At 62.8% G+C, this 14,055-nt stretch carries 12 protein-coding genes; 6 read left to right on the top strand and 6 right to left on the bottom strand.

All coding sequences use genetic code 11. The annotated features are described in order from the left end of the window. Positions 1–145 precede the first annotated feature (145 nt). The gene (locus RTQ83_RS16595; RefSeq protein WP_312516826.1) at positions 146–1,156 is read right to left on the bottom strand and encodes a type 1 glutamine amidotransferase; all 1,011 of its coding nucleotides are present in this window, start codon (positions 1,154–1,156) and stop codon (positions 146–148) included. Between the two features lie 95 nt (positions 1,157–1,251). Beyond that, on the bottom strand, positions 1,252–2,088 hold the full coding sequence (locus tag RTQ83_RS16590) for a response regulator (protein ID WP_312516824.1): 837 nt from the start codon (positions 2,086–2,088) through the stop codon (positions 1,252–1,254). 175 nt (positions 2,089–2,263) lie between these two features. Here RTQ83_RS16590 and RTQ83_RS16585 point away from each other — a divergent pair, with 175 nt between their 5' ends. Further along, positions 2,264–4,258 carry a DNA topoisomerase IV subunit B gene (locus tag RTQ83_RS16585; RefSeq protein ID WP_312516822.1) on the top strand — a complete coding sequence of 665 codons (1,995 nt, stop codon included), beginning with the start codon at positions 2,264–2,266 and terminating at the stop codon, positions 4,256–4,258. Positions 4,259–4,298: 40 nt separating this feature from the next. Beyond that, on the top strand, positions 4,299–6,623 hold the full coding sequence (gene parC, locus RTQ83_RS16580; RefSeq protein ID WP_312516820.1) for a DNA topoisomerase IV subunit A: 2,325 nt from the start codon (positions 4,299–4,301) through the stop codon (positions 6,621–6,623). Between the two features lie 124 nt (positions 6,624–6,747). Here parC and RTQ83_RS16575 read toward each other — a convergent pair whose 3' ends face one another. Both RTQ83_RS16575 and RTQ83_RS16570 read right to left on the bottom strand, forming a co-directional pair. Beyond that, positions 6,748–7,236, bottom strand: coding sequence for a hypothetical protein (locus RTQ83_RS16575; protein ID WP_312516818.1), 489 nt, complete (start codon positions 7,234–7,236; stop codon positions 6,748–6,750). Positions 7,237–7,379: 143 nt separating this feature from the next. Next, the gene (locus RTQ83_RS16570) at positions 7,380–8,792 is read right to left on the bottom strand and encodes a M64 family metallopeptidase (protein ID WP_312516816.1); all 1,413 of its coding nucleotides are present in this window, start codon (positions 8,790–8,792) and stop codon (positions 7,380–7,382) included. A 72-nt stretch (positions 8,793–8,864) separates the two neighbouring features. Between RTQ83_RS16570 and RTQ83_RS16565 the strand changes: the two genes are divergently transcribed. Next, the gene (locus tag RTQ83_RS16565) at positions 8,865–9,644 is read left to right on the top strand and encodes a hypothetical protein (protein WP_312516814.1); all 780 of its coding nucleotides are present in this window, start codon (positions 8,865–8,867) and stop codon (positions 9,642–9,644) included. On the opposite strand, the gene RTQ83_RS16560 is transcribed toward RTQ83_RS16565, so the two are convergent. Further along, on the bottom strand, positions 9,632–10,834 hold the full coding sequence (locus RTQ83_RS16560) for a cyanophycinase (protein ID WP_312516812.1): 1,203 nt from the start codon (positions 10,832–10,834) through the stop codon (positions 9,632–9,634). The genes RTQ83_RS16565 and RTQ83_RS16560 overlap by 13 nt on opposite strands. 151 nt (positions 10,835–10,985) lie before the next feature. After that, positions 10,986–11,423, bottom strand: coding sequence for a GNAT family N-acetyltransferase (locus RTQ83_RS16555; protein WP_312516810.1), 438 nt, complete (start codon positions 11,421–11,423; stop codon positions 10,986–10,988). A 174-nt stretch (positions 11,424–11,597) separates the two neighbouring features. Here RTQ83_RS16555 and argH point away from each other — a divergent pair, with 174 nt between their 5' ends. The 3 genes from argH (at position 11,598) to RTQ83_RS16540 (ending at position 14,051) form a co-directional block, all read left to right on the top strand. Then, positions 11,598–12,995 (top strand): argininosuccinate lyase, encoded by a 1,398-nt coding sequence (argH, locus tag RTQ83_RS16550; protein ID WP_312516808.1) that lies wholly within the window; start codon positions 11,598–11,600, stop codon positions 12,993–12,995. An 88-nt stretch (positions 12,996–13,083) separates the two neighbouring features. After that, complete coding sequence (locus RTQ83_RS16545) at positions 13,084–13,749, top strand: HAD-IA family hydrolase (protein ID WP_312516806.1); 666 nt, start codon at positions 13,084–13,086, stop codon at positions 13,747–13,749. A 62-nt stretch (positions 13,750–13,811) separates the two neighbouring features. Then, positions 13,812–14,051: a hypothetical protein gene (locus RTQ83_RS16540; protein ID WP_312516804.1), complete on the top strand. Its 240-nt coding sequence runs from the start codon at positions 13,812–13,814 to the stop codon at positions 14,049–14,051. Positions 14,052–14,055: the final 4 nt, after the last annotated feature.

The raw sequence follows: 14,055 nt of genomic DNA, 5'->3' as shown, positions 1-14,055 counted from the left end.
ACGGAATCAAGAATCATGGTGAATCACGCCGCACATGGATGCGAATGATTCTCATTTAATTATTGACCGGTCGAGGGGCGAAAGCAAGCGTTTTCGGTAACCGTGTGGGGGCCGTTGACGTAGAGCAAGGAGGAGCGACGCGACCTTACAACCGCGTCTCGCGCGCCGCGCGCAAGAACTCGTCCAGCACCGGCGTGCAATCGAGCAGGTCCACCCCACCCGCCCGGTGGAATTCCGGATGCCACTGCAGACCCATCACGAAGTTGGCGCGCTGATAGCGGATCGCCTCGACGATCCCATCCGGCTCGGAATATGCCTCGACCCGGATATCGCGCCCCAGATCCTTCACCGCCTGGTGGTGAATCGAATTCACCACCGCGCGCTCGACCTTGGGGAACATGCGCGCCAGCGACGAGCCCTTGGGAAAGGCGATTGCATGCCGGTGCGCGTCGTACAAATCGTGCACGTGCGGCAAGGCTTCGGGAAATTCGGTCGCCACGTCCTGGTGCAGCGTGCCGCCGAACGCCACGTTGATCAGCTGGCAGCCGCGGCACACGCCCAGCACCGGTTTGCCGGCATCGACGAACTCATGCAGCAATTCGAGCTCGTACACATCGCGCGCACGGTCGCCGCTCCACTCCGGCCGGGTCGGGGTTTCGGAATAGGTCTGCGGCGCCACGTCGGCCCCGCCCTGCAGCACCAGCCCGTCCAGGTGACGCGCATAGTGGCGCAGCGTGATATTGCTGGGGTGTAGCAGCCCGTTGGTATTCACCGTCGGGATCATGAACACCAGCACGTCGCGCGACATCACCCACTGGGCGATCGATTCCTCGAGATACTGCAGGTTCTTGCTGAGCAGCCCCTTGGCGCCAGCTTCCGGGTGAAAGATGCGGGCCGAAACGCCGATGTGCAGCGTGCGCTGCATGAAATCGCGGTTGAAGCGTTCGCGCAGCGAGCGGAAACGCGAGCTGATGACGCGCCCGGCCAGCGCCAGCGGCGTGTCGCCGTCGCGCTGGTAGCGCGGTATGCCACCGTTGGTCTGCCTGCCGGCGCGGCGGTCCGGCACCCGCACCGGGGTCTCGGGACGCTTTTCGGGCGCAGGCTCGTGCGGAGGCCCGGCGGGCGGGTCGGGCAGTTTGTGATCGTCTTCGGCCATGTTGACAATATAACTTCGCCCTGGACGCGCACGATTCGAAAATTGTGACAAAAGCGCATGCCTGACGCGCGCGCCGTTACCGTCCCAACCTGCCTTCAAACCGGCAAGTCGAGCAGCTTGTGGAAGGTCATCAACAGGTGGCGCCCGGTCACCGGCTTGTCGAGCAGGCCACGCACGCCGGCGCGGCGCGCGCGCACCGCGTCGTAGCGGAACGATTGCTCGACCAGGAACAGCACCGGCGTGCGCCCCGCGCCTTCTTGCGACTTGATCAGGCTGCACAATTCATACGGTTCGATGCCGGACGCGGCGGTGTTGATCATCACCAGCGACACCGCCGTCTCGTCGCACAGGCGGGCGGCGGCGCGCGGGCCGTCGGTCCAGGCCAGGGCTGGCCGGTGTGCGGGCGCCTGCTGGCCCAGCACGCGCGCGACGTGATTGTGGAAGGTACATTCCTTGTCCACCACCAGAACGGCCCCATCTGGAGGACCATGGCGCAGACGGGAATAAAAGGCCGGCGATTCGCAGTCGGGCGCGATGCGCAGGCGGCGCCGGCGCTCGGGCCGCAGGCGCTCGCCGCGCGCCACGCAGGCGGCCTGGGCCTGCACGCGCTGGTCGAGCAGATCGGCCAGCACATCGTGCAGCACCAGGCGTTCGACTGGCCTTGCCATGGTCGGCCACAGGGTCGGCCCCGGCGAGCCGATCACCAGCGCGCTGTGCAGCGCGCCCGGCGGCAAACAGTCGAGACGGGCCACGGCAGCCGGGCTGTCGCCATTGACAATATAGACGTCAGGCTCTTGCAAACTGTCTTCGTGCAGGCAAAAATACGACGGCCCCGCCCCTGGCACGCGGATCAGCATGGCTTCCAGGCGTGCGAATTCCTCGGGTAAAAATCCGAGCAGGCGAACGGTAAACGGGCTACAAGACGCAGTCATCGGTAACGCCCCTCCCTGGCATAGCCGGACATGATCCAGCTTAATCTAGCACAAGTGCGCAAACCGAAAAGCACAACACGTTGGTGGAATACTGTATATTTATCCAGTAAAAAAGCCTAACCTTTTCCGCCCGACAAGATAGAATGCGCAAGCATTCGACATTACACACATTAGTATGGCCTCCAAGAAACCCGCTCCCGACTATAGCGAATCATCCATCCGCGTCCTCAAAGGGCTCGAACCTGTGAAACAGCGTCCGGGCATGTACACCCGGACCGAGAATCCGCTCCACATCATCCAGGAAGTGATCGACAACGCCTCGGACGAGGCGCTGGGCGGCCACTGCAAGAACATCGGCGTCACGCTCAACCCGGACGGCTCGATCACGGTCGAAGACGACGGCCGCGGTATCCCGGTCGGCATCCACCCGGAAGAAGGCGTCTCCACGGTCGAAATCGTGTTCACGCGCCTGCACGCCGGCGGCAAGTTCGACAAAGGCTCGGGCGGCGCCTACGCCTTCTCGGGCGGCCTGCACGGCGTCGGCGTCTCGGTCACCAATGCGCTCTCCAAGCGCCTCGAGATCGAGGTGTGGCGCAAGGACGACCAGGGCAACGGCCAGCACAAGCTGGTGTTCGCCGACGGCGACGTGATCGAGCCGCTGACTTCGTCGCCTGCCGAGCGTGGCGGCAAGAAAAACGGTACCCGCGTCACTGCCTGGCCGGACGGCAAATACTTCGATTCGCCGAACATCCCGCTCGGCGACCTGCAGCGCCTGCTGCGCTCGAAAGCCGTGCTGCTGCCGGGCGTAACCGTCACGCTGACCAATGCCAAGGGCGAATCGCAGACCTGGCGCTACGACGAGGGCCTGCGCGGCTACCTGACCGAAGCGCTGGCGCAAAGCTCGACCGGCGAAACCGTGATCCCGCTGTTCGAAGGCGAGCAGTTCGCCGCTGCTGGTGACGAGAGCTTCGCCGAGGGCGAAGGCGCCAGCTGGGTGGTGGCCTGGACCGAGGAAGGCGGCGTGGTGCGCGAGTCCTACGTCAACCTGATTCCGACCGTCAGCGGCGGCACCCACGAAGCCGGCCTGCGCGACGGCCTGTTCGGCGCGGTGAAGAACTTCGTCGAGCTGCACGGCCTGCTGCCGAAAGGCGTCAAGCTGCTGCCCGAGGACGTCTTTGCCCGCACCTCGTTCGTGCTGTCGGCCAAGGTGCTGGATCCGCAATTCCAGGGCCAGACCAAGGAACGCCTGAATTCGCGCGACGCGCTCAAGCTGGTCTCGACCTTCATCAAACCGCCGCTCGAACTCTGGCTGAACCAGCACGTCGAATACGGCAAGAAGCTGGCCGAACTGGTGATCAAGCAAGCCCAGTCGCGCCTGCGTTCGCTGCAAAAGGTCGAGAAGAAGAAATCGTCCGGCGTGGCCGTGTTGCCGGGCAAGCTGACCGATTGCGAATCAACCGACCTCACCCGCAACGAACTGTTCCTGGTCGAGGGCGACTCGGCCGGCGGTTCGGCCAAGATGGGCCGCGACAAGGAATTCCAGGCCATCCTGCCGCTGCGCGGCAAGGTGCTCAACTCCTGGGAAACCGACCGCGACCGCCTGTTCGCCAACAACGAGATCCATGACATCGCAGTGGCGATCGGCGTCGATCCGCACGGCCCGAACGATTCGCCGGATCTGACGGGTCTGCGCTACGGCAAGATCTGCATCCTGTCCGATGCGGACGTGGACGGCTCGCACATCCAGGTGCTGCTGTTGACGCTGTTCTTCAAGCACTTCCCGGCCCTGTTCAGGAACGGCAATATCTGCGTCGCCCGTCCGCCGCTGTTCCGCGTCGACGTGCCGGCGCGCGGCAAGAAGCCGATCCAGAAGCTGTACGCGCTGGACGACGGCGAACTGCTGGCGATCGAGGACAAGCTGAAGAAAGAAGGCCTGAAGGAAGGCGTGTGGAGCATCTCGCGCTTCAAGGGCCTGGGCGAGATGAACGCCGAGCAGCTGTGGGAAACCACCATGAATCCGGACACGCGCCGTCTGCTGCCGGTGTCGTTCGGCCAGTACGACCTGGCGGAATCGGCGTCGCGCTTCAATATGCTGATGGGTAAGGGCGAAGCTGCGGCGCGCCGTGCCTGGATTGAAGAACACGGCAACGAGACCGAGGCCGATATCTGATCGGCTCCATCGATCTATCGGCAGAACACGAATACATACCATGACGAATCAAGCAAGCCTATTCGAACAAGCGAGCAAGCCGGCCGACGACGCCGAAACGCTCACCCTCTCCACCTTCGCCGAGCGCGCCTACCTCGACTACGCCGTCTCGGTGGTCAAGGGCCGCGCCCTGCCCGACGTGGCCGACGGCCAGAAGCCGGTCCAGCGCCGCATCCTGTACGCGATGAATGAACTGGGCCTGGGCCCGACCGCCAAGCCGCGCAAATCGGCCGCCGTGGTCGGCGACGTGCTCGGTAAGCTGCACCCGCACGGCGACCAGTCGGTGTACGACGCGCTGGTGCGCATGGCGCAGGACTTCTCGCTGCGCTATCCGCTGATCGACGGCCAGGGCAACTTCGGCTCGCGCGACGGCGATGGCGCGGCGGCGATGCGCTATACCGAAGCCCGCCTGACCCCGATCTCGCGCCTGCTGTTAGATGAGATCGACATGGGCACGGTCGACTTCCAGCCCAACTACGACGGCTCCACTAACGAGCCGCGCACGCTGCCGGCGCGCCTGCCGATGGTGCTGCTCAACGGCGCCTCGGGCATCGCGGTCGGCCTGGCCACCGAGATCCCGTCGCACAATCTGCGCGAAGTGGCATCGGCCGCGGTGGCGATGATCCGCAATCCGAAGATCACCCACGCCGAGCTGATGACGCTGATCCCGGGTCCGGACTTCCCGGGCGGCGGCCAGATCATTACCCCGGCCTCGAACATCGCCGACATGTACGCGGTCGGCCGCGGCTCGATGAAGGTGCGCGCACGCTGGAAGATCGAAGAACTGGCGCGCGGCCAGTGGCAGGCGGTGGTCTATGAACTGCCGCCGGGCTGCTCGTCGCAGCGCGTGCTGGAAGAGATCGAAGAGCTGACCAATCCGAAGGTCAAGCTGGGCAAGAAGGCGCTGCTGCCGGAGCAGCTGGCGCTGAAGAACACCATCCTCGGTTCGCTAGACGCGGTGCGCGACGAATCCGGCCGCGAAGCGCCGGTGCGCCTGGTGTTCGAGCCGAAGTCGAAGAACCAGGACCAGAACGAATTCATGCTGATGCTGCTGGCGCATACGTCGCTGGAATCGTCGGCACCGATCAACCTGGTGATGATCGGCGGCGACGGCCGTCCGCGCCAGAAGGGCCTGACCGCGATCATCCAGGAATGGATCGATTACCGCTTCGTCACCGTCCGCCGCCGTACCGAATTCAGGCTGGGCAAGGTCAACGACCGCATCCACATCCTGGAAGGCCGCGAGACCGTGCTGCTGAACATCGACAAGGTGATCGCGATCATCCGTAATTCGGACGAGCCGAAGGCGGCGCTGATCGAAGAATTCCGTCTGAGTGAACGCCAGGCCGAAGACATCCTCGAGATCCGCCTGCGCCAGCTGGCACGCCTGGAAGCGATCAAGATCCAGCAAGAGCTTTCTGAACTGCGCAACGAAAAGGAAAAGCTGCAGGATCTGCTGGACAACCAGTCGTCGATGAAGCGCCTGATCATTCGCGAGATCGAGCAGGACGCCAAGCAGTTCGGCGACAACCGCCGCACCGTGATCGAGGAAGCGCAGCGCGCGGTGGCCGAACAAAAAGTGATCGACGAACCGGTGACCGTGATCGTGTCCGAAAAGGGCTGGGTACGCGCGCGTACCGGCATCGGCCACGACCCGGCCCAGTTCACGTTCAAGGCTGGCGACTCGCTGTACAAGGCCTTCGAATGCCGTACGGTGGACCATCTGCTGGGCATCGGCGACAACGGCAAGGCATACTCGGTGCCGGTCAACGCGCTGCCGGGTGCGCGCGGCGACGGCGTGCCGATCACCACGCTGGTCGATCTGTCGGGCGGTGTGCGCATCCTGCACTACTTCGCGGGCAATCCGGACACGCGTCTGCTGCTGGCGACCTCGGATGCTTTCGGCTTCATCACCAAGGCCGGCGACATGGTCAGCCGTCTGAAAGGTGGTAAATCGTTCATCACGTTGAACGAAGGCGCTACCCCACTGCCGCCGCGGATCGTATCGGACGCTGCCGGCGCGATCGCCTGCCTGTCCGAGAAGGGCCGCGTGCTGGTGTTCGGCATCGACGAGATGAAGGTGCTGACCAATGGCGGTCGTGGTGTGACGCTGATGGAGCTGGAGCCGAAAGAGACGCTGCTGGCGGCGCAACCGATCACGCAGAAAGGCGTGAACGTGATGGGCACCTGGTCGGGCGACAAGGCGCGTACCGTGGAACTGTTCGCCTCGGGCTTGGAGCCGCACTTCGGCAAGCGTGCACGCAAAGGCAAAGCTTTGTCGGCTCGCCTGAAGGCGCAGGATCTGGCGATGCGGGCGGAAGGCTGATGCATCCGTAACCACCTCTCTTTGATCCGTCATTCCTGCCACTGGCAGCAATGACGGTCTTTAGATAGGTGGAATAAAAAAAATGCCGGCGCGAAGCCGGCATTTTTCATTTCAAGCTGACTGCTTAGTTCTTGGCAGCAGCCTTGTGCACGTCAGCCTGGGCTTCAGCGCGGACCTTTTCGGTCTTGGCCGCAGCAGTTGCCTTGTCGGCAGCTGCATCGACCTGGGCCTTCAGCACTTTTTCGTCGGCCTTGATCATTTTTTTCTCGGCCTTCAGGTTGGCGCTGGCGACCTTGTCTTCAGCCTTGGCCATGGCCTTGGCGCGGTCTTCCGGATCGGCCTTGGCAACCTTCGCCGCCGCGTCGGTGTGCGTTTCGACCAGGTCAGCATGCGCTTCCGACTTCGCTTCGGCCGACTTGGCCATCTGCTTGTTCACTTTTTCGTTGGCCTTTACGGCGGTCTTGATCTCTTTCTGTTCGGCCTTGATGATGTCCTTCTCGGCATTGGCTTCAGCCTTGACCACGCGGTTGTCGGCAGCGGTGGTGGCGGTGGTCTGGGCGTGGGCAGCAGTAGCGAACAGGCCGGCGATGAGGGTAGCGATCAGTTTGTTCATGATGTGTTCCTTTCTGGTGGTCACGTGCAGATCAACATGTTCTGTACGTCGTTGTTGTTCTTCAGTGATTCCAGAATACGTCCGTCGCTCCGCCGGGTCTGTTAGTTAGCCCACCGAGAATTTGTCAGAGTTGTAAGCAAAGATTACTGTCGGACAGGTCCCGCATACAGGTCGATGATGTCGGTGATGCCGTCCTGGCACACCGGACAGAACTGTTCACTACGGTCGAACATGATGCACTGCATCGCGGGCCGGTAGTAACCGCTGGCCTCGTAGTTGGCGCCTTCGAAGGCACCGATCGTGTGACGGTGCGGCTGCTGAGCGAACAGGGCATTGGTCTGTTTCAGGTCTTCGCGGAACAGCGCATTCATCTCGGACTCGGGCCGATTGGCCGCACGCAGCGCTGCCCGCTTCTTCTGATAGGCGCGCGATGCTTCCTCGTACTGTTCCTTCGGCCACGGCGTCGGCAACGGCGTGCCATCCTTCACGTGGCGCTTCCATTTCAGCTTGCCTGGGTCGCGCAGCGCGGTGGCGTTCGGCTCCCACGGTTCCGGCCGTCCGCTGGCTGCCGCGTACGCCACCGGCGAGGTGTAGTACTCGTCGGCCAGGCCGGCGAAGTGATGACCGAACTCGTGCACGAACAGGTAGTTGGCCCAGTCGTTACTGGCTGCTGCCGTGCTGAACTGGCCGAAGATGCCGCCGCCGCCATAAGTTTCGTTGTTGACCAGGATCTCGATGAACTCGTACGGCGCGTGCTGGGCGATCTCGCGCAGCGCGCGGTTGTCGAGCGTCAGCACGTAGCGCTCGCTCCCGAAGATGTCGTAGCGCGTGCCCAGTGCCGACGGGTTGTGCACGCCGGTCGAGGGACGACTGATGCCCGACTTCTCGGTCGGCACCGCCAGCGCCCACACATTGAAGTCTTTCGCGCGCTCGCGGAATGGCGACACCGAGAACAGATGCTGCGACAGGCGGCGTGCGTCCTGTTCGAATTTCTTCATCTCTTTCTGGGTGTAGCCGTCACCCAGGATCAAGAGGTCGACCTTGTCGGGCGACGGCCCGCTGACCTGGATCGGAATCGGCTTGGCCAGCGCCGGCGGCTGCTGGCGTACCACGTCCTGCGCATTCGGATCGACATCGATGCTCCACGCCACTGAGAACGCGTTGCGCTCGTCGCGCTTGAGGATGCGCACCCGCACCGGCTGTGCGAACTGCGGGAAGCGCACCGACTCCTGGAAACTGCGGCTGATGCGGCCGGCTTCTTCGGTCGAGCGCCATTCGCCGAACACGGTCGAGAAACCGCGCGAATACAGCAGGTCGCCGGTCTTGGCATCGACCACTTCCAGGCGGTTGTTGCCGCGATTGGTGTCGTCCATATTGCGGGCCAGATTGCCCGGCCAGGGCAACGGCTCGATCACCACGCGCTCGATCGCATAGCGGTCGTCGAGCGCGTTGCCGCTGTGGGTGTAATCGAGACGGACGGTGGCCGGCTGGGCGGCGTGGGCAAAGACAGAGACTACGCCGAGCAGCAGCGCGGCAAACGAGTGGAACAGGCGCATCGCGATTCCTTAATGGATAGATCGCGATATTGTATCTAATACTTTTAGTGGCCAAAAATTATGGAGGGCATCATGAACGACGCAGCACTCAATTGTCACAACTCACTCAAAGCGATTGCAACACTAGGGAAACTACACTATGCATACTTAAACTGCATAGGAAACAAAACATTAAAAGCAGCATACCTTCCACAGAAAATTCGATGGTATACCGTTGCGCTTTGGGCCACGACGATCGTGCCAGCGGTGGCGATCGCAGTTCTCCAATTTTTTGTAGATCCAGATTGGGGGTGGTTAGGCATGCTCGCCCAAGTAGCAATTATGCTCTTTTTATACTTCCCTTTAGCGAAGTACTGTATTCGAAATGGTCTTCCTGATGAGCATCGTGAACTAGGAATAACGGGCGTGAACACATCACACTCGGCCAAACTTCATCTTCCCTTCCTTAAGCTTCTCTTCTTTCGCCGTCACGTAATGAATGAACTTCAGGTAGGCCATGAAGAAATAAAAACCAGCATCGAAGTCTTAGAGCTAAGTACCAAAGACTCTCCTCCCTCATGGAGCACGTATTTTCGGCACCCCGTGCCGCTGCTACTGATCAGTAGTCTTGTTGTCTTGATCAATTCCCGCGTCTCTACCTGGATCAACGCGACCCAAATGCAAAGTCAAACATTCTTGGCAGTCGGATTATCAATAACCTGGGTACTCAGCATAGGTTTCATTCTATTCACTTGGAGATATTCTGAATTGGAATCCCGATGGAATTTTTTGCGCACTCTGAGGTGGCTAGAACTAACAACTAGACCTAATACTAAGTCAATCGCAGACAATGAAAATTGCTATTTATATTGATAAAGTGGCCGCTGCACCACGATCGGCCGGATATCGAGCCGCACGTTGTACACCGAATACGTTTCGCTGAATGGCGACTGATAGCCGACGCTCTCGCCGGTGCGCGACAGCTTGAATTCGAAGCCGAGGTCGGGTTGCTCGGCGGTGGCGCTGTCGAGTGACAGCCCGATGGCTTCCGGCTGGTCGCTGTCGATGAGTTTTCCCATCAAATCGACCACGGTGCCGTTGCCGAGGATGTCGGCGGTGAACAGCGGCTCGCGGTAGTACGGCTTGCCGGCGTCGATCTTGCCCTCGGCCTTGTCTGAGGCCGGCGTGAACACGCCGCTGGCCAGGTTGAAGCGGTCGCCGTTGTCGAGGTAACTCAGGCGGCCGTTGCTGAGGTTGAAGGTGCCGTCACGGGTGGCAGCGTTGGTCAGGTCCACCAGCAGCGCGCCGCGGTAGCCGATCACCTCGACGTCGCGCTTCGGTCCCACCACCATGGCGGTGTTCTCGTCGATGCCGAGGCCGATCTTGTAGCCCTTGGCCAGCATCGCCGGCAGCATGCGCGCGAAGCGGCCGCGCACCAAGAGGTGCTGGTCGATGAACACGTCGTCGCCGATGAAGCCCAGGCCTTGCGTGATGTGGCGGCCGTCGCTCAAGCCCTGCTTGAGCGTGGCCAGCACCGCGCGCGGCTGGCCGAACATGGTGCTGCTCATGATGGCGGCACCGGCGCTGGAGCCGGCGATCACGCCGCCGCGCCGGTACATGTCCCACAGCGCGTCGAGCACGCGCGTGTTGCTACCGTCGGGGCGGCGCAGCGCGCGCGTGATGCGGCCCTGGTCGCCGCCGGCGAAATAGGCGCCGCCGGCCGAGCGCACCGCGGCCGCCAGTTCGGCGTCTTCGGCCGCGACGCGGTAATCGAGTTTGTCGAGGCGTTCGGCCACCGGCACGAAGAAGGCGCGCGCGCCGCTGCGGTTGAAGCGTTCGACCAGCAGCCGCGCGGCGCGTTCCGGCGTGGCCGAGGCGGAAGCGAAGACGGCGATGCGGGCGCCCTGCCCGCCGGCGAGCTCGACGATGCGATCCCAGACCGCGTCGTTGTCGGAACGCAGGGCGCCGCCGACGATGACCAGCGAACCCTGGGGTTGCTGGCTGTTTGCACGTGGCGGCGCACTGGGATGGACGGAATCGGCGGCGTGCGCGACCGGAAGCACGCTAGGGCCGAGTGCTACCAGCGCTGTCAATAACAGCCGTAGCAGCAGAGAATGAAACAAGACACCAACGAAAGTCCTGAACATGGCGCTTCCCCCGATAAGTCATCAAGGTAAGCCTGATTCCAGAATCACGTCGCCATGTTGCGTACCGTCATGACAGATAAATGTTGGGGAAATATCGCTCCATCAACGTCTCGGGACGTTGCGGGGAAGTGAAGCCGAAGCGCTCGTACAGGCTGTGCGAATCGGCAGTAGCGAGCGTGAAGCGGCGCAGCTTTTGCAGGCTCGGATGGCGCATCACGACGCCGATCAACTGCTTGCCGTAGCCATTGCCGCGAAACTCGGGTACGACGAACACGTCCACCAGATTGGCGAAGGTGGCGAAGTCGGTGATCACGCGCGCGAACGCGATCTGGCGGCCGTCGAGGTAGCCGCCGAAGCACAGCGAATTCTCAATGGCGCGCTCGACGGTCGGTCGCGAAATGCCGACGGCCCAGGTCGACTGCTCACTGAGGAAGCGGTAGATCATCGGGATGTCGAGCCGGGTCTGGTCGGTGCTGACCTGGAAGCTGGAATCGTTGGTAACCATGGTGCCTGGGGAGCTGGCAAAAAATTTATTCTATCGCTATTTGTACTTTGTATAACGTCCGCTTGGCGCCCGGATGCCGGTTTTTTTGCGGGTATTGCCGGGAGTAAGCTGCTTGCGGGCGGGAGGGTCGGCCACGCGGTTTATAATCGCCGGATCCCCAACCGGAATTCCACCATGACCGAACAATTCTCCAAAAAAGCCGAAGCCTGGTCGGCCCGTTTCTCCGAACCCGTGTCCGATCTCGTCAAGCGCTACACCGCCTCGGTGTTCTTCGACAAGCGCCTGGCCCAGTACGACATCGAAGGTTCGCTGGCGCATGCCGAGATGCTGGCGGCGCAGGGCATCATCAGCGCCGCGGACCGTGCCGAGATCGAGCGCGGCATGGCTCAGATCCGGTCCGAGATCGAGGCCGGCACCTTCGAGTGGCTGCTCGACCTGGAAGACGTGCACCTGAACATCGAAAAGCGCCTGACCGAGCTGGTCGGCGACGCCGGCAAGCGCCTGCACACCGGCCGCTCGCGCAATGACCAGGTCGCCACCGACATCCGCCTGTACGTGCGCGCCGCGATCGACGACGTGGTTGCCCTGCTGGCGGGCCTGCGCGGCGCCCTGACGGACCTGGCCGAGCGCCATCACGACACCATCATGCCGGGCTTTACGCACCTGCAGGTGGCGCAGCCGATCACCTTCGGCCACCACATGCTGGCCTACGTGGAAATGTTCGGCCGCGATGCCGAGCGCATGCTCGACGCGCGCCGCCGCGTGAACCGCCTGCCGCTGGGCGCCGCCGCCCTGGCCGGCACCACCTTCCCGATCGACCGCCTGCGCGTGGCCAAGACCCTGGGCTTCGACGACGTCTGCCACAACTCGCTGGACGCCGTGTCCGACCGCGACTTCGCGATCGAGTTCACCGCCGCCGCATCGATCCTGATGATGCACATCTCGCGCTTCTCGGAAGAACTGGTCATGTGGATCAGCCCGCGCATCGGCTTCATCGACATCGCCGACCGCTTCTGCACCGGCTCGTCGATCATGCCGCAAAAGAAAAACCCGGACGTACCGGAACTGGCGCGCGGCAAGACTGGCCGCGTGTATGGCCACCTGACCGGCCTGCTGACCCTGATGAAAGGCCAGCCGCTGGCCTACAACAAGGACAACCAGGAAGACAAGGAACCGCTGTTCGACACGATCGACACCGTCCTTGATACGCTGCGCATCTTCACCGACATGGCGTCGGGCATCACGGTCAAGGCCGAGAACATGCGTTCGGCCGCGCTGCAGGGCTACGCCACCGCCACCGACCTGGCCGACTACCTGGTCAAGAAGGGCCTGCCGTTCCGCGATGCGCACGAAGCCGTGGCGCATGCAGTGCGTGAATGCGATGTGGCGGGCTGCGACCTGTCGGAAATGTCGCTCGAGACGCTGCAGGGCTTCTCCAAGCTGATCGAACAGGATGTGTTCGCCGTGCTGACGCTGGAAGGTTCCGTCGCCGCGCGCGACCACGTGGGCGGCACCGCGCCGAACCAGGTACGCAAGGCGATCGAGCGCGTGCGCAAGCAGCTGGCCGAGTAATCGGGCTGCATCGAGAGCTGACTTCGACGGGCCGGCGCATGATGCCCCGGCCCGTTTTTCTTTTATTGAATATTTTTCATACAAACGAATGACTGCACTGCCAGACCGCGACTACGCCGCCTTCCTGTTCGACATGGACGGCACCATCCTGACCTCGATCATCGCCGCCGAACGCGTGTGGGCCAACTGGGCGCGCTCGCACGGGCTCGACGTCGACGTCTTCCTGCCGACCATCCACGGCAAGCGCGCCGAAGACACGGTGCGCGGCCTCGGCCTGCCGGACATCGATCCGGTGCAAGAAGCCAACAACATCACCCTGTCCGAGATCGCCGACGTGGACGGCATTGAAGCGATCGCCGGCGTGAGCGCCTTCCTGGCGACGCTGCCGGCCGAGCGCTGGGCGATCGTGACCTCGGCCCCGCGCCTGCTGGCCGAAGCGCGCATCGCCGCCGCCGGACTGCCGCTGCCGCCGGTGCTGGTGTCGGCCGACGATGTAACGCGCGGCAAGCCGGCGCCGGACCCGTTCCTGCTGGGTGCGCAAAAGCTCGGCGTGGCGCCGGAGCAATGCCTGGTGTTCGAGGATACGCTGGCCGGCCTGCAGTCGGCCGAAGCGGCGGGCATGGACAGCATCGTGGTCACGGCCACGCACAAGCATCCGATCGAGACTACCGTGACCGGCGTGCCGGACTATGACGACCTGCGTGCGATCCGCACCGGTGAAGGACTGCTGCGTCTGCAACGGGCGCGTTCGTAGTCAGCCTTGCATGATGCCGGGCCAGCCCCATGTGAATACTGGACTGGCTTGGGGAGAACATCATGCAACGCTACAGCAACCGCAGCGGCGAGTCGGGCATCGTCGCCTACGAGATCGGCAAGGATCCGAAAGAACCGGCGATCATTGTCGAGTTTCTGGGTGGGGATCGCTACCTGTACACCGGGCACAGCGCCGGCGTCGAGAACATCGCCAGGATGCAGGAACTGGCCCATGAGGGCCAGGGATTGTCCACTTTCATCAGCCGGCATGTGCGCGAGCGGTATGCGCGCAAGCTGACCTGAATAT

The sequence above is a fragment of the Massilia sp. genome (genome assembly GCF_031995545.1).
Lineage (GTDB): Bacteria > Pseudomonadota > Gammaproteobacteria > Burkholderiales > Burkholderiaceae_D > Telluria.
This window is presented reverse-complemented; position numbering and strand designations above follow the sequence as displayed.